The organism is Pseudomonas sp. QD4 (assembly GCF_049199125.1).
Taxonomy (GTDB): Bacteria; Pseudomonadota; Gammaproteobacteria; order Pseudomonadales; family Pseudomonadaceae; genus Aquipseudomonas.
Genome location: NZ_JBLZOM010000006.1, coordinates 208932 through 230918, shown reverse-complemented (window position 1 = coordinate 230918; position 21987 = coordinate 208932). Strand labels below are relative to the sequence as shown.

General features: G+C 64.6%; 19 protein-coding genes. 5 read left to right on the top strand and 14 right to left on the bottom strand.

The window, feature by feature from the left end:
* Positions 1 to 336 precede the first annotated feature (336 nt).
* Positions 337 to 1575, top strand: coding sequence for an MFS transporter (locus tag ACOZJV_RS28480; RefSeq protein ID WP_078471730.1), 1239 nt, complete (start codon positions 337 to 339; stop codon positions 1573 to 1575).
* Here ACOZJV_RS28480 and ACOZJV_RS28475 read toward each other — a convergent pair.
* From ACOZJV_RS28475 to ACOZJV_RS28455, 5 genes are all read right to left on the bottom strand, one after another.
* On the bottom strand, positions 1572 to 3773 hold the full coding sequence (locus ACOZJV_RS28475) for a xanthine dehydrogenase family protein molybdopterin-binding subunit (protein ID WP_421548994.1): 2202 nt from the start codon (positions 3771 to 3773) through the stop codon (positions 1572 to 1574). The genes ACOZJV_RS28480 and ACOZJV_RS28475 overlap by 4 nt on opposite strands.
* Complete coding sequence (locus ACOZJV_RS28470) at positions 3770 to 4759, bottom strand: FAD binding domain-containing protein (RefSeq protein WP_078471728.1); 990 nt, start codon at positions 4757 to 4759, stop codon at positions 3770 to 3772. Before ACOZJV_RS28470 ends, ACOZJV_RS28475 begins: the two co-directional genes overlap by 4 nt.
* Positions 4756 to 5280, bottom strand: coding sequence for a (2Fe-2S)-binding protein (locus ACOZJV_RS28465; protein WP_078471826.1), 525 nt, complete (start codon positions 5278 to 5280; stop codon positions 4756 to 4758). The genes ACOZJV_RS28470 and ACOZJV_RS28465 overlap by 4 nt, the downstream gene beginning before the upstream one ends.
* A 122-nt stretch (positions 5281 to 5402) precedes the next feature.
* On the bottom strand, positions 5403 to 5954 hold the full coding sequence (locus ACOZJV_RS28460; protein ID WP_078471727.1) for a DJ-1 family glyoxalase III: 552 nt from the start codon (positions 5952 to 5954) through the stop codon (positions 5403 to 5405).
* Positions 5955 to 6002: 48 nt separating this feature from the next.
* Positions 6003 to 6452 carry a DUF4879 domain-containing protein gene (locus ACOZJV_RS28455; RefSeq protein WP_078471726.1) on the bottom strand — a complete coding sequence of 150 codons (450 nt, stop codon included), beginning with the start codon at positions 6450 to 6452 and terminating at the stop codon, positions 6003 to 6005.
* A 205-nt stretch (positions 6453 to 6657) separates the two neighbouring features.
* Between ACOZJV_RS28455 and ACOZJV_RS28450 the strand changes: the two genes are divergently transcribed.
* The gene (locus ACOZJV_RS28450) at positions 6658 to 7950 is read left to right on the top strand and encodes an NCS2 family permease (RefSeq protein WP_201128096.1); all 1293 of its coding nucleotides are present in this window, start codon (positions 6658 to 6660) and stop codon (positions 7948 to 7950) included.
* Positions 7947 to 9026, top strand: coding sequence for a tRNA (uridine(54)-C5)-methyltransferase TrmA (gene trmA / locus ACOZJV_RS28445; RefSeq protein WP_421548993.1), 1080 nt, complete (start codon positions 7947 to 7949; stop codon positions 9024 to 9026). The genes ACOZJV_RS28450 and trmA overlap by 4 nt, the downstream gene beginning before the upstream one ends.
* 168 nt (positions 9027 to 9194) lie before the next feature.
* Here the strand turns inward: trmA and ACOZJV_RS28440 are convergent, their stop codons facing one another.
* From ACOZJV_RS28440 to ACOZJV_RS28410, 7 genes are all read right to left on the bottom strand, one after another.
* Positions 9195 to 10538: a TolC family outer membrane protein gene (locus ACOZJV_RS28440; RefSeq protein WP_421548992.1), complete on the bottom strand. Its 1344-nt coding sequence runs from the start codon at positions 10536 to 10538 to the stop codon at positions 9195 to 9197.
* Positions 10535 to 11884, bottom strand: a complete 1350-nt coding sequence (locus ACOZJV_RS28435; RefSeq protein WP_421548991.1) for an HlyD family type I secretion periplasmic adaptor subunit — start codon at positions 11882 to 11884, stop codon at positions 10535 to 10537. Before ACOZJV_RS28435 ends, ACOZJV_RS28440 begins: the two co-directional genes overlap by 4 nt.
* On the bottom strand, positions 11881 to 13650 hold the full coding sequence (locus ACOZJV_RS28430; RefSeq protein ID WP_421548990.1) for a type I secretion system permease/ATPase: 1770 nt from the start codon (positions 13648 to 13650) through the stop codon (positions 11881 to 11883). The genes ACOZJV_RS28435 and ACOZJV_RS28430 overlap by 4 nt, the downstream gene beginning before the upstream one ends.
* Positions 13651 to 13868: 218 nt before the next feature.
* Positions 13869 to 14480, bottom strand: a complete 612-nt coding sequence (locus ACOZJV_RS28425; RefSeq protein WP_078471720.1) for a heme acquisition protein HasA — start codon at positions 14478 to 14480, stop codon at positions 13869 to 13871.
* An 81-nt stretch (positions 14481 to 14561) separates the two neighbouring features.
* A complete protein-coding gene (locus ACOZJV_RS28420; RefSeq protein WP_201128099.1) occupies positions 14562 to 17261 on the bottom strand; it encodes a TonB-dependent receptor in 2700 nt (899 codons plus the stop codon).
* A gap of 132 nt (positions 17262 to 17393) precedes the next feature.
* On the bottom strand, positions 17394 to 18410 hold the full coding sequence (locus tag ACOZJV_RS28415; protein ID WP_421548989.1) for a FecR family protein: 1017 nt from the start codon (positions 18408 to 18410) through the stop codon (positions 17394 to 17396).
* A 63-nt stretch (positions 18411 to 18473) separates the two neighbouring features.
* Positions 18474 to 18995 carry an RNA polymerase sigma factor gene (locus ACOZJV_RS28410; protein WP_020296957.1) on the bottom strand — a complete coding sequence of 174 codons (522 nt, stop codon included), beginning with the start codon at positions 18993 to 18995 and terminating at the stop codon, positions 18474 to 18476.
* A 436-nt stretch (positions 18996 to 19431) separates the two neighbouring features.
* Here ACOZJV_RS28410 and aroQ point away from each other — a divergent pair, with 436 nt between their 5' ends.
* Together aroQ and ACOZJV_RS28400 are read left to right on the top strand one after the other, a co-directional pair.
* On the top strand, positions 19432 to 19872 hold the full coding sequence (gene aroQ / locus ACOZJV_RS28405) for a type II 3-dehydroquinate dehydratase (protein WP_421548988.1): 441 nt from the start codon (positions 19432 to 19434) through the stop codon (positions 19870 to 19872).
* Between the two features lie 5 nt (positions 19873 to 19877).
* On the top strand, positions 19878 to 20732 hold the full coding sequence (locus tag ACOZJV_RS28400) for a shikimate dehydrogenase (RefSeq protein ID WP_421548987.1): 855 nt from the start codon (positions 19878 to 19880) through the stop codon (positions 20730 to 20732).
* Between the two features lie 112 nt (positions 20733 to 20844).
* Here the strand turns inward: ACOZJV_RS28400 and ACOZJV_RS28395 are convergent, their stop codons facing one another.
* Complete coding sequence (locus ACOZJV_RS28395; protein ID WP_078471715.1) at positions 20845 to 21069, bottom strand: hypothetical protein; 225 nt, start codon at positions 21067 to 21069, stop codon at positions 20845 to 20847.
* Positions 21070 to 21220: 151 nt separating this feature from the next.
* Positions 21221 to 21898: a TetR/AcrR family transcriptional regulator gene (locus ACOZJV_RS28390; RefSeq protein WP_078471714.1), complete on the bottom strand. Its 678-nt coding sequence runs from the start codon at positions 21896 to 21898 to the stop codon at positions 21221 to 21223.
* Positions 21899 to 21987: the final 89 nt, after the last annotated feature.

Genomic DNA, 21987 nt, shown 5'->3' with positions numbered 1-21987 from the left:
CGTAGGGATTTCTGGCCATCTGGCCGCCAGATCGACCTTTGGAAAAGGTTTTGATCTGGATCAATCAACGTTGAAAGAGTAGTCCTAAATCCGCCATTGGTTTGTGTGGTCTTTTGTCGCGTGACAGCTTGCCTCACCAGCCTGAGTAGCCACGCGAGGCTGCGCTGGCCCTCCAGAACACCGGGATCAGCCAGGGATATCTTCGGCGCCCATCAGGGACAGCGCAGGCAGCGGCGACGAGATAGATGCGGGGCTAACGATTTTTCGGGCAGCGGCAACTATTGGTTACATGTTGATGATAACCTCGCCCTACCCCCCGCTCAGATATGCCCTCAGATGCCCAGCCCAGACCCGCTTCTGCTCCGTCATCACCGCCCTTTCATCGCGTTTTGGCTGGCCCGGATCTTCACCGCCAGCGGCTTTCAGATGCTCACCGTGGCCATTGGCTGGAACCTCTACCAACTGACCGGCAACGTGCTGGATCTGGGCCTGGTGGGCCTGGTCGAATTCGCGCCGCGGGTCCTGTTCATGCTGCACACCGGGCATGTGGCCGACCGCTATGACCGACGCCGGGTCGCGGCGATCTGCCAGTCGTTGCAGGCGTTGATCGCCCTGTCGCTGGCCATTGGCAGCGCCACCGACAGCGTCACCCGGGAAATGATCTTCATCCTCGCCTTCCTCCTCGGCGCCGCCCGTTCCTTCGAAATGCCGACCACCCAGGCCCTGCTGCCGAGTATCGTCCCCAGCGCGCTGTTCCCCCGCGCCGTGGCTGCCGCACAGTCGGCGCAACAATCGGCAACCATTGTCGCCCCGGCCCTGGGCGGCCTGCTCTATGCGTTTGGCAGCGTCTGGGTGTATGGCCCGACGGTGATCCTGTACGTCATCGCCTGCCTGCTGATGCTCAACCTGCCGGCACGGCAGACCCCGCTCAACAAAGGCAAGGCCACCCTGGATTCGCTGCTGGCCGGGATTCGCTTTATCCGCAGCCGGCCGGACATCCTCGGCGCCATTTCCCTGGACCTGTTCGCCGTCCTGCTGGGCGGCGCCACCGCACTGCTGCCGGTGTTCGCCAAAGACATCCTGCTCACCGGCCCCTGGGGCCTGGGCCTGTTGCGCTCGGCACCGGCGGTCGGCGCCCTGGGCATGTCCCTGTGGCTGGCGCGCTTCAGCGTCGACCGCAAGGTCGGTCGGGTGATGTTCACCGCCGTCGGTGTGTTCGGCGTGGCCACCATCGCCTTCGGCCTCTCGACCTCGTTCTGGTTTTCCCTGGCGGTGCTCGTGGTGCTGGGCGCGGCGGACATGATCAGCATGGTGATCCGCGCCTCCTTCGTGCAGTTGGAAACCCCGGACGAAATGCGCGGCCGGGTCAGCGCGGTCAATGGCTTGTTTATCGGCGCCTCGAACCAGCTCGGCGAGTTCGAATCCGGGCTCACCGCCCACTGGTTCGGCACCGTGCCGGCGGTGGTCATGGGCGGAGTCGGCACGCTGGTCGTGACCGGGGTCTGGATCAAACTGTTCCCGACCCTGGCCAACCGCGACCGGATGCATGTCCCGGTGGAAGAAGCCAAGGTCTAAAGCAGCTTGTCCAGGGTGATCGGGAAGTCCCGCACCCGCTTGCCGGTGGCGTGATAAATCGCATTGGCCACCGCCGCCGCCACGCCGACGATGCCGATTTCTCCCACACCCTTGGAGCCCAGGGCGTTGACGATCTCGTCGTGTTCCTCGACGAACAGCACATCGATCTGACCGATATCGGCATTCACCGGGATGTGGTACTCGGCCAGGCTGTGGTTCATGTGGCGTCCCAGGTTGTGGTCGGTCTGGGTTTCCTCGTGCAGGGCCATGCCGATGCCCCAGACCACGCCACCCAGAATCTGGCTGCGGGCCATTTTCGGATTGACCACGCGTCCGGCGGCAATCGCACTGACCACCCGGCTGACCTTGACCACCCCCAAGTCCTCGTCCACCCGCACCTCGACAAATACCGCCGAATGGGTGGCCGTGGCGTAGGCGTCGCGCTTTTTATCCGGCTCGGCATCCACTTGAACCTCCAGCGCCTGCTCCTCGGTATCGCGCAGCAGCTCGGCCAGGGCCAGGCCGTGTTCGCCGCACCACATCTGCCCATCGGCAAAGCGCACCTGGGCAGGCGTTGCCCCCTGAAAGGCCGGCGCTTGAGCGGCGGCGCGCTCCAGCAGTTTTTCGCGCAGGGCCGAGCAGGCCTGCTGCACCGCCGTACCCACTGAAGACACGGTGAACGAACCACCCTGCAAGGGCGCAGCGGGCAGGGAGGAATCCCCCAGTACAAAAACCACATCCTCAAGGGCCACACCGCAGGCTTGGGCGGCGATCTGCGCCATTACGGTGTAGGTGCCGGTGCCGATATCGGTGGTGGCGCTACTGACAGTCAGGCGCCCCTCGTGGTCAAGACGGGCCTTGGCGCTGGCCTTCTGCTGCAAGGCTTCCCAGACCCCACCGGCCATGCCCCAGCCAATCAGTTCACGGCCTTCGCGCATGCTGCGGGGCTCGGGGTTGCGTCGCGCCCAGCCAAAGCGCTCGGCGCCCTGGGCATAACAGGCACGCAGTTCCTTGCTCGAATAGGCCTTGTCCTGGTTCTGGTTGCGCTCGGAATAATTGATCAGCCGCAACTGCACCGGATCGATGGCCAGGGCGCAGGCCAATTCGTCCATGGCGCACTCCAGCCCGATCAGGCCCAGGGCGGCACCGGGAGCGCGCATGTCCAGGGGCGTGAACACATCCAGCGGCACCAACTGGTAGTCCAGTTGCACGTTGTCACAGTGATAAAGCATGCCGCTCCACTCCACCACGTGCTCGGTGAAGTCTTCGAAACGCGAAGTCTGGCCGATCGCCGCGTGCCCCAGCGCCAGCAGCCGGCCATTGGCCGCGGCGCCCAGTTGCAGGCGCTGCAAGGTCCGAGGCCGATAACCAAAGGTGAACATCTGCTGGCGGGTCAGGCTGACCCGCACCGAGCGTTTGAGGGCCAGCGCCGCCATCACCGCCAGCGGCAGCTGATATTGCGGACGCAGGCCGGAACCGAACGCACCACCGACATAGCCGGCGAAGATCCGCACCTGCTCGCGCCCCAAGCCGAAAACCTTCTGCACATACCGCTGGCAGTTTTGCGGCCCCTGGGTCTTGTCGTGAATGTGCAGGCTGCCGTCGGCCTGATACAGCACCGTGCTGGCGTGGGGCTCCATCGGGTTGTGGTGCTCGATCGGGGTGCTGTAGTGCAGGTCCAGTTGCAAGGCCGCGCCCGCCAGCTCCGCCTGGAAATTGCCACGGGGCCCGGGCACCTCGGCGGGCGCCGGATGGCCCTCGAATTGCGCGCTCAGCAGGTCAGTGGCGTGGGGCTCGGCCTGATACTCGATCACCAGCAAGGAACCGGCATGGCGCGCCAGCTCCAGGCTTTCGGCGACCACCAGGGCCACCGGCTGCCCGCTGTAGAGAATCCGCTCGTTATACAACGGACGAAAAGGCGACCCCTTGGCCGCGTCATCGTCCGCGTAGCTTTCGTCGTAACTGGCCAGGCGCGGGCGATTCAAGTGCTCAAGCACCATCACCACCCCAGGCAGGCTGAGGGCCGCCGAAGCGTCGATGCTGACAATCCGGCCACGGGCAATGCTGCTGGACACCACGCTGCCGTGAAGCAAGCCCGCCTCGGGAAACTCGCCGGCATAGCGCGCCTGGCCAGTGACCTTGAGCATGCCGTCGACCCGGTCCACCGGTTGCCCCATGGGTTTGGCAAAGGAATTCATCGGGCAGCCCCCTCCAGTGCGGCATCGCCCAGGGCACGAATCATCGCGCGGCGTGCCAGCTTGAGTTTGAAAGCGTTGTGCGCCAACGGTTCGGCGTCTTCGAGCAGCGTGTCGGCGGCCAGTGCAAACAGCTCGCGGCTCACCGGCTTGCCCACCAGCAGCCGCTCCACTGCCTTGTCGCGCCAGGGTTTGTGGGCCACACCGCCCAGCGCCAGGCGCGCCTCGCGGATCACCGGCCCGACCATTTCCAGCCCCACCGCCACCGAGACCAGGGCAAAGGCATAGGACGCGCGGTCACGGATCTTGAGGTAGTGGCTGTGCCGGGCAAAACCCGCCGCCGGCAGCTCAATGGCGGTGATCAGTTCGTCATCGGCCAGCAGGTTGTCCCGCTCCGGATGTTCGCCCGGCAAGCGATGAAAGTCGGCGAACTCGATAAGGCGCTTGCCGCCACCGCCCTGCACATGGACCACCGCCTCCAGGGCCGCCAGGGCCACGCACATGTCGGAGGGGTGCGTGGCCACGCATTCTTGACTGGCACCGAGGATCGCGTGGATCCGGTTCAAGCCTTCGCGGGCCGGGCAACCGCTGCCTGGCTGGCGTTTGTTGCAGGGCACGCTGGCGTCGTAGAAGTAATAACAACGGGTGCGTTGCAGCAGGTTGCCTCCGGTACTGGCCATGTTGCGCAACTGTGGCGAGGCACCGGCCAGGATCGCCTGGGACAGCAACGGGTAGCGCGCTTCCACCAGGGGGTGCCAGGCCAGGTCGGCATTGCTGACCAGGGCGCCGATCATCAGGCCGCCAGCGGCGGTTTCCCGAACGTCCCGCAGGGGCAAGCCGGTGATATCGATCAAGCGTTCGGGGCGAGTGATGTTCTCTTTCATCAAGTCCAGCAGGTTGGTGCCGCCGGCGATGAAGCGCGTGTTCGGCCCCGCGAGGTGCACGGCCTCCTGCACATCGAGCGGCTTGCTGTAATGGAACGGGTTCATGGGTTTTCCCCCTGCCGGCGGCAGGCGGGCAACGCCTCTTCGATGGCATCGCGGATATTGCTGTAGGCACCGCAGCGGCACAGATTGCCGCTCATCAGTTCCTGGATCTGCTCGCGGGTCTGGGCCCGTCCCTCGTTGACCAGGCCCTGGGCCGAGCAGATCTGCCCCGGCGTGCAGTAGCCGCATTGAAAGGCGTCGTGCTTGATAAAGGCCTGCTGCAGAGGATGCAATTGATCGCCACTGGCCAACCCTTCAATGGTGGTCAGCTCGGCGCCGTCGCACATTACCGCCAGGGTCAGGCAGGCGTTCACCCGCTTGCCATTGAGCAACACCGTGCAGGCACCGCACTGGCCGTGGTCGCAGCCTTTTTTACTGCCGGTCAGGTCCAGTTGCTCGCGCAGCAGGTCCAGCAGGGTGGTCCAGGGCAGCACGTCGAGTTGCCGAGGTTGCTGGTTCAAGGTCAGGCGTATCGGGTGGCGGGCAAAGGTCTGCGCCGCAGCGCCGGTAGTGGTCGCGCTCATAAACACCTCACGGTTGTCGTGCATGCGCGGCGTTTTGATAAACCGCCGTCTTAGGGGTACGACTTCGCTGCGGGATGAGCGTTCAGGGCAATTGATGGGCGTACCGGGGCCGTTGATCGGCTTTAAACCAGCAACTGCGCCGCCACCGCAGCCCGCCGCGCCTTGCCGCACATTTGCTCCACCAGGGTCAGTGCAAACAGCAGGGCCGCGCCCGAGCCCTGGGCAGTGATGCAGTTGCCGTCGACCACCACCGGCTGGTCGATAAAGTTACACCCCGAGAGTTGCTGGCTGACGCTGGGCAGGCAGGTCATGCGCCGCTGGCGCAGCACGCCAAAGGCTTGCAGGGCCAGGGCCGGAGCCTCGGCGATAGCGGCAAACAGGCGCCCGGCGGCCGCCTGGTCCTTGACCCGTTGCAGCAACGGTTGATGGGCGCCGAGGTGTTGCGCGCCGACCGCGCCCCCCGGCAGGACGATAAGGTCGAAGTCTTGTGCCAGCACATCCACCAGCATGCCGTCGGCAGTCAGGCGGGTGCCGCGGGCGCAGGTCAGCATGCGCCGCGACTCGATGCTGGCCACCAGCACTTCGACCTCGGCGCGGCGCAGGACATCGATCAGGGTCACGCTTTGCAGGTCGTCGATGCCTTCGGCGACGGTGATCAGGGCTCTAAAGGTCATGGCGCACGTCCACAGATGGGTCTTTAGAGCGTAGTCGGCCTTGATCGCCTACTTGATGTAGATCTGCGTGCTCATGGTATTGCCGGGGGCATTGAGCGAGGAATTGCTGAAACTGAAGGTGCCTTCCTGCTTGCCGGCCAGGTCGAAGATGTAGATATAGCCGACGGTGATCCCGGAATTGCCGCAGGGCACCAGGCTCGAGCCGTTTTCGCAGACCGCCGAGCGGGTGCCGTTCACTTCAAAGCCGTCGAGGGTCACATGGGGTTGGCGGCCGTAGCCGATTTCCAGGACATAGACCTTGATGTTGGGGCCACTGTGATCGCAACGGGTCTGGCTGCGACCATCGGACACATCCTCGAAACCACAGGCCGGCGACTCGACCTTGAGGATCTCCAACTGGCTCAACGGCGGCGCGGAACGGGCCATGGCCGCTGTGGCCCCCAGACCAAAGGCCGCTGCCACCAGGCCCAGGGCCATCGCTTTTATCGTGCTGTGCATAAATCCCCCCCGAAACGTCGGCGCAGTATGCCCCACTCGCCCGGCAGGCAAAACATCGCCGACGATCGCAGCCATTAGCCCACGCTGCTGGTATGATGCGCGGCTTTTTCCGACCCACTGAAATTCCTCAGGCGCCTCCGGCGGTCTGTGCTTTGCTGTTTAGGTCGATACATTCACGGCGCCCGGCGCGCCACGGGGAGCAGACATGCTGGAAAGGCTGTTTCAACTCAAGGCACACAACACCAACGTACGCACCGAGATCCTGGCGGGCATCACCACCTTCCTGGCCATGGCCTACATCCTGTTCGTCAACCCGAGCATTCTCGGCGAGACCGGCATGGACAAGGGTGCGATCTTCGTTGCCACCTGCCTGGCGGCGGCCATCGGCTCCACCATCATGGGCCTGATCGCCAACTACCCGATCGCCCTGGCACCGGGCATGGGCCTGAACGCCTTCTTTACCTACACCGTGGTCCTGCACATGGGCCACACCTGGCAAGTGGCGCTGGGGGCGGTGTTCATCTCGGCGGTGCTGTTCTTCATCCTGTCGATCTTTCGTATCCGCGAATGGATCATCAACAGCATCCCGCTGCCGCTGCGTTCGGCAATTGCGGCCGGTATCGGCCTGTTCCTGGCGTTGATCGCCCTGCATAACGCCGAGATCGTGGTCGGCAACTCGTCGACCCTGGTGGGCCTGGGCGACCTGACAAAACCGGCGCCGATCCTCGCGTCCCTGGGCTTCGCCCTGATCGTGGCCCTGGAGGCCCTGAAAGTGCGCGGTGCGGTGCTGATCGGCATTTTGGTGGTGACCATCGTTTCGATTCTGCTGGGCGTCACCGCGTTCGGTGGCGTGACGTCCATGCCGCCATCCCTGGCCCCGACCTTCCTGCAGCTGGACATCAAGGGCGCGCTGGACATCGGCCTGATCAGCGTGATTTTCGCCTTCCTGTTCGTCGACCTGTTCGACAACTCCGGGACCCTGATCGGCGTCGCCAAGCGCGCCGGGCTGATGGGCAAGGACGGCCACATGCCGAAAATGGGCCGTGCGCTGATTGCCGACAGCACAGCGGCCATGGCCGGCTCGCTGCTGGGCACCTCGACCACCACCAGCTACATCGAGTCCGCTGCCGGCGTCAGTGCTGGCGGCCGTACCGGCTTGACCGCCATCGTGGTGGCGATCCTGTTCCTGCTGGCGCTGTTTTTCTCGCCACTGGCCGCCAGCGTGCCGCCTTTCGCCACCGCTCCGGCGCTGCTGTTCGTGGCGGTGCTGATGACGTCGGGCCTGGCCGAAATCGACTGGGACGACATCACCGTCGCCGCGCCAGTGGTGGTCACCGCCCTGGCGATGCCGTTCACCTACTCCATCGCCAACGGCATCGCCTTCGGCTTTATTTCCTGGACCGTGATCAAGCTGCTGTCGGGCCGCGCCCGTGAGCTGAACCCGGCCCTGGTGATCCTGTCGATTCTGTTTGTGATCAAGCTGGGCTACCCCGCATGACTTTTGACGCCGCCTCCTACGCCGTACAACTGCAAGACAAGGTCACGCGCCTGCGTGACCTGCTGGCCCCCTTCGATGCGCCCGAGCCGCAGGTTTTCGACTCGCCGCTGCAGAACTTCCGCCTGCGCGCCGAGTTCCGCCTGTGGCGCGAAGCCGGTGAGCGGCACTACGCGATGTTTTCCCAGGAAGACAAACGCACGCCGATCCTGATCGAAGAGTTCCCCATCGCCAGCCTGCGCATCAATCAGTTGATGCCGCAGCTCAAGGCGGCCTGGAAGGCCAGCGCCGCCCTGAGCCACAAGCTGTTCCAGGTGGAGTTCCTCACTACCCTGGCCGGCGACGCGATGATTACCCTGTGCTATCACCGTCCGCTGGACGAGCACTGGCACGCGGCGGCGAGCACGCTCGCGGCCGAGTTGCAGGTCAGCGTGATCGGCCGCTCCAAGGGCAAGCGTGAAGTGATCGGCCGCGATTACGTGGTGGAGCAGCTCGACGTCGGCGGCCGCACCTTCAGCTACCGCCAACCCGAAGGCGCCTTCACCCAGCCCAACGGCACCGTGAACCAGAAGATGCTCAACTGGGCCTACGATGCCCTGGGCGAGCGCCCGGACGACCTGCTGGAGCTGTACTGCGGCAACGGCAACTTCACCCTGCCCCTGGCCACCCGGGTGCGCAAAGTGCTGGCCACGGAAATCAGCAAGACCTCGGTGAATGCGGCGTTGAGCAACCTCAGCGAAAACGCGGTGGATAACGTCACCCTGGTGCGTCTGTCTGCCGAAGAGTTGACCGAAGCCCTGAACGAAGTGCGCCCGTTCCGCCGCTTGCAGGGCGTGGACCTGAAAAGCTACGAATTCGGCAGCGTGTTCGTCGACCCGCCGCGTGCAGGCATGGACCCGGACACCTGCGAACTGACCCGGCGCTTCGACAACATCCTGTACATCTCGTGCAACCCGCAAACCCTGGCGGACAACATCGCCCAGCTGCACGACACCCACCGCATCACCCGCTGCGCGCTGTTCGACCAATTCCCGTGGACCCACCATATGGAATCCGGGGTGTTGCTGACCCGGCGCTGATCCGCCCCGCTCGCGCCAACGGCCGTCCTCGAGACGGCCGTTTTCATTCTGCGTCCTCTGTAGGAGCCGGCTTGCCGGCGAGGCGGTCTTGGATCTTTCGCTGGGTTGGAAATCGCCATCGCTGGCAAGCCAGCGCCTACAGGGGTGGGTTGGTGCCGGGGGGCGGTGTCAGCCCAGGGGGTGGAAGTAGCCGGCCAACTGCTGCAAATCCTGTTCGTTGAGCAGCCCGGCGTAGTACTTGAGCTGGATACGCGCCAGCAGGTAGGCGTGGCGGGCATCGGCCAGGTCGCGGCGGGCGCTGAACAGTTGTTGTTCGGCGTCCAGCACATCGAGGTTGACCCGTTCCCCGCCATGCACGCTTTTCTGCGTGGCCAGCACCAGGGCTTCGGCCGAGCTGACGGCCATTTCATAGGCCCGGACCTTGGCCGCGCCACTGCTGTTGAGGTTGAACTGCTTGCGCAGCTCGATCAGGGTGCTGGCAGTTTGCGCGTCCAGCTCGTACTGGGCCTGGGACAGCTGGCTGGCGGCCTGACGGGTCGACGCCGAGACCGAGCCACCGGCAAACAACGGCACGCTGACCTGGATACCAACGGTGTTGGTGTCGTACTTCTGGTTGTAACTGCTTTCCGAATCGGAGCTGGTCTGGCGGCTGCTGGCGTACAGGCTGACCTTGGGCAAGTGCCCCGCGCGCTTGCGCTCCACCTCATATTCCGCGGCACGCAGGGCGTGATGCTGGGAGGCCAGTTCCGGGTTATTGGCCAGGGCCAGGTCGCGCCAGGTGTCGAAGCGGTTGGGTTGCAGCGGCTGAATTTCAAAGCGCCGGACCAGGGGTTCCAGCTCATCGATCTGCAACGGCTGGCCGACGATCGCCTCCAACTCCCGCAGGGCGGTGTCCTGCAGGTCCCGGGATTCGATCTCGTCGGCCAGGGCCAGGGAGAGCCGGGCCTGGGTTTCCAGGACATCGGTGCGGGTGCCCTCGCCGCCTTGCAGCAGGCGCTGGTTGAGTTGCAAGCGCTCGGCGTAGGTGCGCCGTTGCGCCTGACTCAACTCAATGCGCTCCTGGGCCAGCAAGGCCTGGCTGTAGGCCCCCAGCAAGCGCACCGCCAACTCCTGGCTCTTGCTGCGAAAGCGCTCATCGGCAAACAGCGCCTGGGCCGCCCCCTGGCGATAACGCGCATAGGCTTCGTAATCGAGCAGGGGTTGTTGCAGGGTCAGGGTCGCGGCGTAGCTGCGGTAATCGCGGTCGGTGGTGACATCACCCTGGGGCAGGGTCTGGGTCACCTCGGATTCATTGCGCGAGTTGTTGTAGCTCCAGGACAGATTGGGCAGCAGCGCGGAGCGGCCGATGACGCGGTTTTCTTCACCGGCGTCGCGTTCCTTGAGTGCCGCATGGAAGGTCGGGTCGTTGAGCACCGCCAGGTCGTAGGCCTGGAGCAAACCCAGGGCCTGGGCCGCCGGAGCACACAAAAACGCCAGCCCTAGCAGGGCCAGTTGCAGGGGACGCGGCTTCATTCTTCCACCAAGGCCATGTGGGTGCGGTCCAGCAGGGGCTTGAACAGGTAATTGAGCATCGAACGCTCACCGGTACGGACAAACGCCTCCACCGGCATTCCCGGACGGATCTGCAAACCTTGCAGTTGCTGCATGCCCTCGGCGCTGACCTGGGCACGCAAGGTGTAATAAGGCTCGTCGGTGCGCTCGTCGACCTGGCGATCGGCAGACACCAGGGTCACCTCCCCCGCCACCCGGGGCGTGGTGCTCTGGCTGAAGGCCGAGAACATCAGTTCCACCGGCAGCCCGGGGTGCACCTTGTCGACCATCTGCACCGGCACCCGCGCCTCCACCAGCAAAGGCTCGCCCTGGGGCACGATTTCCATCAGCGCTTCGCCGGGCTTGATCACCCCGCCCTCGGTAAACACCTGCAGCCCCACGACCACCCCGGCGGCCGGTGCCCGGACCTGACTGTTGGCCAGTTCGAACTCGGCCGAAGCCAGGCGATTGCGCAGGTCTTCGCTGCGCGGGCGGGTGTCGGCCAGTTGGCTGCGCACTTCCTTCTGGAACTCTTCGGACAGTTGCCGAATACGCAGGCGCAATTCGAGGATCTGGCGCTGCAACTGGCCAATGCGCCCGAAGTCTTCGGCGATCGAACCGTCGATCTGCGCGTACAGCCGCTCACTGTCGAGCAACCGGTTACGCGGGATGTAGCCGTCCCGCGCCAGCTCGCGCAGGCCCTGCAATTGCTCGCTCAAGGCCTTGCGCTGCTGCTGTTTGCTGGCCTGGGAGTCACGGGTGCCCGAGAGTTGCGCCTGGGTGCCGGCGATGGTTTCGCCAATGCCCTGCTGCTCCATGGCCAGGGCCTCGCGCCGGCTGCTGAACAGCTGGCGTTGCAGGGCCATGGTCGCGGCCACCTCGGGCTCGGCGGCCAGGGCCAGCAGTTCGGGGCTGAATTCAATGCGGGTGGCGCCTTCACGCTCGGCATTCAGCCGCGCCTCGCTGGCCAGGGAACCGAGATACTGCGCACGCAAGGACTGCATCTGGGTGCGCAACGGGGTTTCCTTGAGGCGCAGCAGCACCTGCCCGGCACTCACCAACTGGCCGTCGCCCACCTCGATATGCTCGACAATCCCGCCACTGGGGTGCTGCACCGCCTTGCGGTGGCCCGAAACCATGACCTTGCCGGACACCGCCACGCCCTTGTCCAGGGGCGCCCACGCCGCCCAGCCCAGAAAGGCGGCAAAGCCGCCGAGCACCAGCAGCCAACCCAGGCGTGAATGGTGTTTGTGGTCCAGGGGCAGCACATTGCTCGGGGCCTCGGCGGTAGGCAGCGGCGGCGCCGCGCTGGCGTGGGACTGGCTCATGCTTTTTTCCCTTCAGGGCTGGGCGCTACGCCCAGCCGGTAATTCATGTTCAACGCGGTCACCGGGGGCGCTGGCGGGGCCTTGGCTTTCTGGCTGGCCTCCAGCACCCGCGCCGTCGGGCCGAAGGCCTGCAGCTGACCGTCGCGCAGGATCATCAACTGGTCGGTGAGGGTCAGGACGTTGGGCTTGTGGGTAATCAGGACCAGCGTGCGCTGCTGTTGCTTGAGCTGGGTGATGGCCTGGAGCAGGGCCTGCTCGCCGGCTTCATCGAGGTTGGAGTTGGGCTCATCGAGCACGATCAGCGCCGGCAGGTCATACAGGGCACGGGCCAGGCCGATGCGCTGCTTCTGCCCGCCGGACAACCCGGCGCCACCCTCCCCCAACTGCGTGTCATAGCCTTGGGGCAATTGCAGGATCAACGAGTGCACCCCGGCCATCTGCGCCGCCGCCAGCACCTTGGCCGAGTCCACCGGCCCCAGGCGGGCAATGTTCTCGGCAATGCTGCCGGCAAACAGTTGCACGTCCTGGGGCAGGTAGCCGATATGCGGGCCCAGTTGCTGGCGATCCCATTGCCCAAGGTCGGCGCCGTCGAGGCGGACCTTGCCGGTCAGCGGCGTCCAGGCCCCGACCAGCAGCCGAGCCAGGGTCGACTTGCCGCAACCGGACGGGCCGATCACCCCCAACACGTTGCCCGCCGGCAGGCTGAACCCGAGGTTGCTCAAGGCCGGCCGCCGGCTGCCCGGGGCGCAGGCACTCAGGGCTTGTACCTGCAACTCGCCACGCGGCGCAGGCAGGCTCATGCGTTGCGGGCGCGCCGGGTGGGCCTGGAGCAAAGCCGACAGGCGCTCATAGGCCAGTCGCGCCGAACTCCATTGTTTCCACACCGCAATCAGTTGGTCGATCGGGCTCAGCACCCGGCCCATGAGGATCGAACCGGCAATCATCATCCCCGGGGTGATTTCACCCTGCACCGCCAGCAAGGCGCCGAGGCCCAGCACCAACGATTGCAGGGCCAGACGCACGCCCTTGGACCAGGCGCTGACGGTGGCAGTCTTTTCGCTGGCCAGGTTCTGCTGGGCCAGAAACGCCTGATGCCCGGCAAACCAGCGCCCGCGCAGGGCACCCAGCATGCCCATGGCTTCGATCACATCGGCATTGCGCAAGTTGGCCGTGGCCTGCTGGCTGGTGCTGATGGACAGTTGGCTGGCCGCGCTCAACGGCGCCTGGCAGATGTGCTGGTTGACCCAGGCCAGCACCACCAGCAATACCGCGCCGCCCAGGGCCAGCAGGCCGAGCCAGGGGTGAAACAGAAAGATCACCAGCAGGTACACCGGGAACCACGGCGCATCAAAAAACGCGAACAGCGCATTGCCGGTGGCGAACTGGCGCAGCGCGGTCAGGTCGTTCAGGGCCTGGCCGGCGGCCTGGGGGCTGCCCTTGAGCTGGGCTTCGAACGCGGCGTCGTACACCCGCTGGTTCAACCGCATGTCCATCTGCGTGCCGAGGCGGATCACCACCTGGCTGCGCACCCACTCCAACGCGCCCATCAGGCCGAACAGGCCGAGGATCATCAGCGTCAGCATCAACAGGGTCATCTGATTGCCCGAGGCCAGCACCCGGTCATACACCTGCAACATGTACAGGGCCGGAGCCAGCATCAGCAGGTTGATCACCGCCGAAAACAGGCCGATGTTGAAGAAGCCGCTTTTATAGGCCGCCAGGGCCGCCAGCGTCTCGGAACCGGCAAGTGAATTCGGCCTGCTCATCAAGGTGTCCTGTTGGATGTCGAGGGATAGAGCGCCATCCGTTCTTGCAGAACGGATCGGCAAGAGGCGCGCCACGTGCATTGACAGGCACCACGGCGCTCCCCAGAATTTGCCACCGCCGCCGCCCTGGCCTTCGAAAACTCGGGCGACGGAGGTGATTCAAGCGAGCGAATGCGGGAGCGATCCGGCATTCGCTTTTTTATGCCTCAAACCGGCACTCAGGCCGCCAGGGCCCAGTCCTGAGGCACGTCCTGCACACCCACCAGGCCGACGTCGGCAGCAGCCGGGTTGGCGTGGGCGATACCGGCAGCCGCCAGGTCGTCGAACGTCGAGTTCACCGACAGGCTTGGGTCGATGGCTTTGAGCAGAGCGTCGATTTCGCCAGCCAGGGCCGAGCTGTCGCCGCTCATCAGGCCGTAGATGACTTTGTGCACGTCGCCTTCACGGCCTTCGGTTTTCAGGCTCTCGAGGCCCAGGTTGGTGAAGCTGACTTCCTGGCTGACCAGGTTGTACGGGTTGGCGGTGGTGCCGCCGGCCAGGGTGTCACCCAGGGAGATGGTGTCCAGCGAACCCCAGACGGTGTGGCTCGGCGCGCTGAACAGGGTGTAGTGCAATTCACCATCGGCCACGAACGCGGCGTCGCTGTTGGTGCTCTTCAGCGCGTATTGGGTGCCGTCGAACGGGCCCGGGTTGAAGCCGCCGGTGTTGGTGCCGTCGACCACCTGGCCCGGACGATGGTTGACGTCGCCAAAGTAGGCCGACCAGTCAGTCAGGTAGTTCGCAACGCTGACGCCGCCGTAGGTAGCGCTGTAGGAAATTGAAATGCTCATGCAAAACTCCAATACATAGGTTGGTCACTCCGAAGCCGACTCCTGCCGGCTCCGGTTTTGCCCGTCATTGGGCAAAAGGGGTCAGAACTGATATTCCACGGTGCCCTGCAAGGTGCGGCCACGGCCGAGGGTGAAGGCCAGCACGTCGCCCAGGGGCACCAGGTAGGCGCGGTCGGTGACGTTTTCCATGGCCAGGCGCAGGGTCAGTTCATCGGTGGCGCGGTAGCTGCCATAGAGGTCGTAGACGGTGTAGGGCTTCCAGTCCGCCGGGTAGACGCCGCTCTGGGACACGGTGGTGGTGGCGGTGCCTTCTACCGCATACCCGGCGCTGTAACGGGCGCGGGCACCGATATCCAGCTTGCGTTCGAAGAAGCGTGCGCCCAGGGTCAGCGCGCCACGGTCCATCGGCATGTGCTCGGCCGAGCCGAGGATCGCGCTGCATTGGGTGGCGGCGTTGGCCGCATCATCGGGGCGCATGCCGACCACGATGGCCCCACGCCCCGAGCCTTGCTTGACGGCTTGGGTCACCCCACCCAGCCACGCGGTCTTGGCGCAGAAGTCGTTGCTGCCGATCATGTGGGTGTAGGACAGCTGGCCGTAGGCGCTTCCGGCGTCGTAGTCCAACTGGTACTCGACGCCACGGAAGTGGGTTTCTTCCAGGTTGTTGACGTAGGCGCTGTTGCCGATGCCGGCCATGCCATAACCCGGCGGCTGCACGCCCATGTTCATGTAGATGAAGTCGTCGACCCGGGTGTCGAAGTAGGCAACCTTGATCCCCAGCCGGTCTTCGCTGAAAAACAGGTTCTCCTTGAGCACATTGACCCCCACCTCCCAGGCCGTGGAACGCTCCGGCTTGAGGAACGGGTTGGGGTACATGCTCTCGGCCCCGCCACCGTGGGGGCGCCCGGAAATCATGGTTTCGGTGACGGCCGGCGGACGCCAGCCCTTGCCGTAGGTGGCGAACAGTTGCAGCCAGTCCACCCCCGGCTTGACCGACAGGCCGAATGTCGGCGACAGGCGGCCCTCCTGATTGTCCACGTCATAGGTCACCGGCACGGTGATCTGCCGGGGTGTGGCGCCAATCACGAAGGTCCGGGTATTGAGCCCGGTCTCGCCGCGCAGGCGGTAACGGTCATAGCGCAGCCCGGCGTTCATGTTCAGCCAGCCGTCATAGTCGTAATCCAGGCGTGCGAACAGACTGCCCAGGGCCCGGTCGCCCTCGGGGGTCATGGCCTCCGCCGCCGAAGCATTCACCGCCGACCCGCTGGCCACCGCCTGGCTGGAGTCCGGCCGGACCTTGTCATAGAAGAACTCCAGGCCGTAGTTGGCCTTGAGCGTGGACAGCTCGCCCAGGGCGAAGGTCGAAGTGTTCTGCGCCTGGGCGCCGTAGGTATCGGTCTGGTATGTGATGGAGTAACCCGGGCTCGAACGGACGCGGACCGTGCTCTGATCGTTGCGGTTGTCGACGTAGTAGAGCTTGGCCTTGAAGTCGATCAGCGGGTTGTCCGGGGTGTAGCTGTAATCGAGTGCGAAGTTCTGTGCCCGGACCTTGCTGCTGCCGAGCTTTTCCCACAGTTGCCCGTTCTCGACGTTCATCATGTTCGCGTCGTCGTAGGACACTTCAGTCGTCAGGTAGCTCAGTTGCAGGCGCTGGTCCGCCGGCAGGTTGACCCCGAGCTTGAGCAGGCGCGACCGCATCACCGAGGCGGTGTAGTCCACGGTGGAGTTTTTCACCCGGTCGGTGGCGGTGGGGTCCATCGCCGCGCCGGTGCGCAGCTCGCCGATACTGCCCCGGGTGCCCGGGTTGTAATCCCCCAGGTGCCGCTCGCTGGCGGCCAGCAGCATGTCCCAGGCCTCGGTGCCGATGGCGAAGGCGGAACTGCCGATAAAATGCGTACCGTTACTGCGCCCGCCCAGCCCGGTGGTCAGGCGGATGCGCCCGCCGATTTCCTTGCCCGGCTTGAGCAGGTCGCTGGCTTCGACGGTGCGAAAGTTGGCGATCCCGCCAATCACTCCCGCACCGCCCATGCCGGAGGTCGCGCCCTTTTCGATGACCACCTCGGAAAGCAATTCCGGATCGACATACAGGGTGCCGTTGCGTTGCTGGTGGCCGCTCTGCTGGTAGTTCTGGCGCATGCCGTCGATCGACATGTTGACCCGGCCGTAGTCCTGGATCCCGCGGATATTCACGGAAAGGCCCGGGTCCTGCTGGTTGACCGCCGAGTACACGCCCGAGGTTTCTTCCAGCATGTCCGCCGCATGCCGCGGCGGGTTGCGGTCCAGTTGCTCGCGACCGATCACGCTCACCGAACGCGGATCACCATAGACCCAGTCGCCTTTCTTGCCTTCGCGGTTGCCGGTGACAGTCGTGGTGGCCAGCGCCAGGGCGCCATCATGGCCGCCGGCGACCCGGCTCAGGGTCACCTGGCGCTCACCGGTGAAGCGGTACTCCACTGGGGCATTGCCCAGCAGCCGCGCCAGGCCTTCCTGCACGCTGTAGCGACCATTGAGCGCCGAGCTTTGCAGCCCTTGCAGGCGCTGGCTGTCGAACAACACTTGCAGCCCGGCCTGTTCGGCAAAGGCCAGGACCGCCGCCCCCAGGGGTTGTGCGGGGATTTCGAAGTTCAACAGGTACTGCTGATCGGCACTCGGCTGGCTGACGCCAACCGGCTCGGCGGCGTGCAACAGGCCAACGCCCGCCAACCAGCCTGCGACTCCCAGGTGAACAGCAAGGGCCAACCGGCGACCGGTACTGGCTTCCTTGCGACTGCTTCCCCTCATTGTTGTTATCCCCACGCTGGCCATCTTGTGTGTATGCGAATGCATCTCACTAGCAAGACGTGCCAGGGGCGAAAACTCAGTAAGTTTTTTTCAGGTTTTTTTATCGCAATCGAAAAAGCCCCGGGACAGGGCTCAATAAATCAGGCTGACACCGGCCAGGTCAAAGCGCTGCACCTGCAATTCCCGAGTCAGGGTGGACAGGGCCGTGTCCAGCATATCCAGGCGGAACACGCCACTGACCTGGCGCTCGGCCAACTCGCTGCTGGTCAGCACCACGCGCCCCGGGCGATAGCGGTTGAGCTGCTCGACCACATTGGCCAGGGGCAGGCGATCAAACACCAGCACCCCACGGCGCCAACTGGTGGCGCGCTGCAGGTCGAAGTCCTGCAGCGCGACCACGCCGGTCTGCGGGTTGTAGCGCGCGCTTTGCCCTTCTTCCAGGACTCGTTTGCCCGGCCCCTGCTGCGCCGGGGATTGCAGGCTGACAGCGACACTGTGCTGCAGCACGCCGACCCAGGCCTGCTGGCTGCTTTCACGCCCGACCACAAACCGGGTGCCCAGTGCGCGGGTCTGGCCGCCCGCGCTTTCCACCACAAAAGGGCGGGTTTCTCCGGGCCCCATGGGCGCCACATCGAACACCGCCGAACCTGCCAGCAGCCGTACCTGGCGCTGCTGATCGGTGAAATCGAGACTGATGGCGCTGCCTGAATCAAGCTCCACCTGACTCCCGTCGGCCAGTTGCACCGTACGCACCTCACCCTTGGCGGTCAGGTAATCGGACTGCATGCGCAACAGGGCTTGCGGCCCCTGCCACCAGCCGACACAGACCGCCAGGGTCAGCGCCGCCACACTGGCTGCCAGGCGCCCAGTGCGTCGCCGGCGTGCTGCAGGTCGTGCGGGCTCGGCGGCAGGCGCCGAAGCCCGGCGTGCCGGCGTCAGCCGGGCACTGTCCGGTTCCAGGTGCAGTTCGCCCAGGGCCGCCCAAGTCTGCTCGGCAAAACGCAAGGCCGGGCCATGCCGGCTATCGCGGGCCTGCCATTGCTCAAGCTCGACCTGCTCGGCCGCACTCAAGTGACCGGCGTGCAAACGCACCGCCCAGTCGGCGGCCGCCTCAGTGATACTGCGCTCTTGCGGACCCTGGCTATTCACGTGTGAATCTCGATTTCTCGTTATATATAAGCAGTGACGTCTAACCCCGACATTTACCGTAATTCATTCGTCGGCGGGCCGCTCATCGGTGCCTTGCAGGCGTTGCATGACATAGGCCAACGCCCGGGAAAGATGCTTTTGCACCGAACTGTCGGAAATGTTCAAGTGCCGGGCCACCTCGGCATGGGTCATGCCCTCGATCCGGTTCAGGCGAAAAATCTCCTGGGTCCGTTGTGGCAGTTCCGCCATCGCCTGCTTCAATGCCATCCGTTGTTGCTGCGCCATCGCCTGCGCCTCCAACCCGGCCAGTTCATCTTCGATTTCAGCCAGCGCTTCATGGGACACGGTGTCAGTCTTGCGCCGTGCCTCCTGACGAACATGGTCGATCAGCAGATTCCTGGCCGTTCGGTAGAGATACCCCTGTGAATTGTCGATGCGTTCGCCACGGGTCTGCTCGGCCAGGCGCAGGAAACTCTCCTGCACCAGGTCGGCAGCCAACTGCGGGTCCCGTACCTTGCGCGCCAGATACCCACGCAAGGTAGCGGCATGCTTGAGAAACAGGCCCTTGAGATCCACGTCCGACAAACCGACTCCCTGGAACTTGAAGGAAATTGGCGGGCATCTTACGGCTTGTCGAGAATCATTTTCAATTGATATCAGCACCCATCTACCACCGCACGGGTGCAACAACCTCGGTAAGGCATCAGGGCGCGCCGCGGCCCACCCTGCACGAACGGCCGCCTGTTTTTCCGTTGAAACGGGTTGCCCGGGCCTTGCCCTCGCGGTCCTGACGTCCAGCGCGCGCCGCTACCAGCACTACGGCCAGCAAGTGCTCAGCCATTCCGGCGACTCGGGTTTGTAGTTCAGGGCACGGGAAGTTGTTCGATAAACGAACACTTAATGCCGCGTGGCCTCCTCCGTCGACACCCTGCAATTGACCTAATTAACCAGTTAGTACAATTTATCCGCACAAGCGGGCCTCGCACGCCACGCCAACAATAACAACGGAGATTCACCCCCTATGCCCCCTATCGTCCTGGTGCTCAACGGCCCCAACCTGAACCTGCTCGGCACCCGCGAACCCGCGACCTACGGCCATGAAACCCTGGCGGATATTTCTGCCCTGTGCGGCCGCGCCGCCGAAGAGTTCGGGCTGGCGGTGGAGTTTCGCCAGACCAACCACGAAGGTGAACTGCTGGACTGGATTCATGCCGCCCGTGGCCGCTGCGCCGGCATCGTGATCAACCCCGCCGCCTGGACCCACACCTCGGTGGCCATCCGCGATGCGCTGGTGGCCAGTGAATTGCCGGTGATCGAAGTGCACCTGTCCAACGTCCATGCCCGCGAGCCGTTCCGTCACCATTCGTTCGTGTCCTCGATCGCCGAGGCTGTGATGTGCGGTTTCGGCAGCAATGGTTATCGTCTGGCACTGGAACATTTCAGCCAGCGTTTGAAGGGGTGAATCGCATGAGCAAAACCAACGCCATTCTCGCCGGCCTGATCGGCGCCGGCATCCAGGCCTCGCGCACCCCGGCCCTGCACGAACATGAGGGCGATGCCCAGGGCCTGCGCTACCTGTACCGCCTGATCGACCTCGACCCGTTGCAACTCGACAGCAGCGCGCTGGCCGACCTGCTGCTGGCCGCCGAACGCATGAGTTTCACCGGCCTCAACGTGACCTTCCCCTGCAAGCAAAGCATCATCCCGCTGCTCGATGAGCTGTCCCCCGAAGCCCGTGGCATCGGCGCGGTGAACACCGTGGTGCTCAAGGACGGCAAGCGCATCGGCCACAACACCGACTGCCTGGGTTTTGCCGAAGGCTTCCGTCGCGGCCTGCAGGGTGTGGCCCTGGACCAGGTGGTGCAGATGGGGGCTGGCGGGGCCGGTGCGGCGGTGGCCCATGCCCTGCTTAGCGAGGGTGTGCAGCTGCTGAGTATTTTCGATGTGGAAGCGAGCCGTGCCCAGGCCCTGGCCGACAACCTGAACCAGCACTTCGGTGCCGGTCGCGCCAAGGCCGGTGTCGACCTGAGCAGCACCCTCGCAAGGGCCTCGGGCCTGGTCAACACCACGCCGATGGGCATGGCCAAGCTGCCGGGCATGCCGGTGCCGGCCGCCTTGCTGCGGCCTGCGCTGTGGGTCGCGGAAATCGTCTACTTCCCGCTGGAAACCGAACTGCTGCGCAACGCCCGGGCCCTGGGCTGCCGGACCCTGGACGGCGGCAACATGGCGGTGTTCCAGGCGGTGAAGGCCTTTGAACTGTTCAGCGGCGTGACCCCGGACGCCCAGCGCATGCTGGAGCATTTTCAGAGCATGAACGGCTGAGTCTATAGCCGCGCCCTGAACAGATGCCGCGGCGCCCCTGGAGAAACGCAGTGCTGCAAATGGCCAGCGCAGCCTGGCGGCAGCGGCTACAGAGGGCCCATGGAGCGCCGGCTTATTCGGGCTTGAGTTGCAAGCGCGAGAGCAAGGCCACCAGCAGGATGTTGAACAGGATCATCAACACGCTGCTGAAGATGCCGATCACGCTGATCAGGGCGCTGGGCATCCAGTCGAACAGGCTGGTGCTCAGCAGGCCGAGCAAGCGTTCGGCGAGCCAGAACGAGTCGACCACAATCATCAGGATCAGGATGACTTTCAGGGTTGGGACGGGATTGCCCATGATGCATTCCTTGGCGTTGAGGGAGGGAAGCGCGGAGCTTAGCTGAACCGCCAGAGGTTGTATGCGACCCGCCCGCCCCATGACGTAAAAAGCCCGCCGCCTGCGGTCACACGCAGGGGCGGGCTTTTTTGTCGACGCTCGAGGGACCGCTTCAGGCCTGCAGGTAGCGCAGCACCGATTCGCAGATCATTTCCCGGTGGCGTTGCTTGATGCTTTCGTCCGGCAGGTCGATCTGGAAGATCTCGCCAAAGGTATGGCGGTTGGAGACACGGTAGAAACAGAACGAACTGATCAGCAAATGCACGTCCAGCGGGTCCAGCCCACTGCGGAATACCCCCGCCTCGAGGCCGCGTGTGAGGATCTCGCCCAGGGCATGAAGGATGGTGTTGTTCATCGCCTTGATCGCGCTGGACTGCTTGACGTACTCGGCGTTGTGGATGTTTTCGATGCTGACGATACGCACGAAATCGACATTGCGATCATGGTGATCGAAGGTGAATTCCACCAGGCGCCGGATCGCTTCACGCGGTTCCAGCTCCGCCAGGTGCAGGCGGCTCTCGGTACTGCGGATGTCACCGTAGAGCTTTTCCAGGACCTCGACGTAGAGCTGTTCCTTACTGCCGAAGTAGTAATAGATCATGCGCTTGGAGGTATGGATGCGCTCGGCGATGGCATCCACGCGGGCGCCGGAAAGGCCCTGCTGCACGAACTCGACAATGGCTTCTTGAAGGATGTTCTCGCGGGTCTTTTCCGGGTTGTTCTTGCGACTCTTGCGCGGCTCCACCAGCGGTTGCTCGGGGGCTACGGAGAGTTCTGGGGTCATTGTCATTCTGGGCTCACGGCCAACGCTGCACACGCGGGCGATTATGGGCCGCGTCTGCCAGCGAAAGAAAGCACCGGGGCGGCCTGGACCGCCTC

What these genes read in the sequence shown, in the direction of transcription:
- ACOZJV_RS28455 (WP_078471726.1), bottom strand. Translation starts at nt 6,452, where the DNA reads ATGCACAGCACGATAAAAGCGATGGCCCTGGGCCTGGTGGCAGCGGCC.
- ACOZJV_RS28435 (WP_421548991.1), bottom strand. Translation starts at nt 11,884, where the DNA reads ATGAGCCAGTCCCACGCCAGCGCGGCGCCGCCGCTGCCTACCGCCGAG.
- ACOZJV_RS28450 (WP_201128096.1), top strand. Translation starts at nt 6,658, where the DNA reads ATGCTGGAAAGGCTGTTTCAACTCAAGGCACACAACACCAACGTACGC.
- ACOZJV_RS28475 (WP_421548994.1), bottom strand. Translation starts at nt 3,773, where the DNA reads ATGAATTCCTTTGCCAAACCCATGGGGCAACCGGTGGACCGGGTCGAC.
- ACOZJV_RS28470 (WP_078471728.1), bottom strand. Translation starts at nt 4,759, where the DNA reads ATGAACCCGTTCCATTACAGCAAGCCGCTCGATGTGCAGGAGGCCGTG.
- aroQ (WP_421548988.1), top strand. Translation starts at nt 19,432, where the DNA reads ATGCCCCCTATCGTCCTGGTGCTCAACGGCCCCAACCTGAACCTGCTC.
- ACOZJV_RS28390 (WP_078471714.1), bottom strand. Translation starts at nt 21,898, where the DNA reads ATGACAATGACCCCAGAACTCTCCGTAGCCCCCGAGCAACCGCTGGTG.
- ACOZJV_RS28430 (WP_421548990.1), bottom strand. Translation starts at nt 13,650, where the DNA reads ATGAGCAGGCCGAATTCACTTGCCGGTTCCGAGACGCTGGCGGCCCTG.
- ACOZJV_RS28395 (WP_078471715.1), bottom strand. Translation starts at nt 21,069, where the DNA reads ATGGGCAATCCCGTCCCAACCCTGAAAGTCATCCTGATCCTGATGATT.
- ACOZJV_RS28465 (WP_078471826.1), bottom strand. Translation starts at nt 5,280, where the DNA reads ATGAGCGCGACCACTACCGGCGCTGCGGCGCAGACCTTTGCCCGCCAC.
- ACOZJV_RS28440 (WP_421548992.1), bottom strand. Translation starts at nt 10,538, where the DNA reads ATGAAGCCGCGTCCCCTGCAACTGGCCCTGCTAGGGCTGGCGTTTTTG.
- ACOZJV_RS28480 (WP_078471730.1), top strand. Translation starts at nt 337, where the DNA reads ATGCCCAGCCCAGACCCGCTTCTGCTCCGTCATCACCGCCCTTTCATC.
- ACOZJV_RS28400 (WP_421548987.1), top strand. Translation starts at nt 19,878, where the DNA reads ATGAGCAAAACCAACGCCATTCTCGCCGGCCTGATCGGCGCCGGCATC.
- ACOZJV_RS28425 (WP_078471720.1), bottom strand. Translation starts at nt 14,480, where the DNA reads ATGAGCATTTCAATTTCCTACAGCGCTACCTACGGCGGCGTCAGCGTT.
- ACOZJV_RS28420 (WP_201128099.1), bottom strand. Translation starts at nt 17,261, where the DNA reads ATGAGGGGAAGCAGTCGCAAGGAAGCCAGTACCGGTCGCCGGTTGGCC.
- ACOZJV_RS28460 (WP_078471727.1), bottom strand. Translation starts at nt 5,954, where the DNA reads ATGACCTTTAGAGCCCTGATCACCGTCGCCGAAGGCATCGACGACCTG.
- trmA (WP_421548993.1), top strand. Translation starts at nt 7,947, where the DNA reads ATGACTTTTGACGCCGCCTCCTACGCCGTACAACTGCAAGACAAGGTC.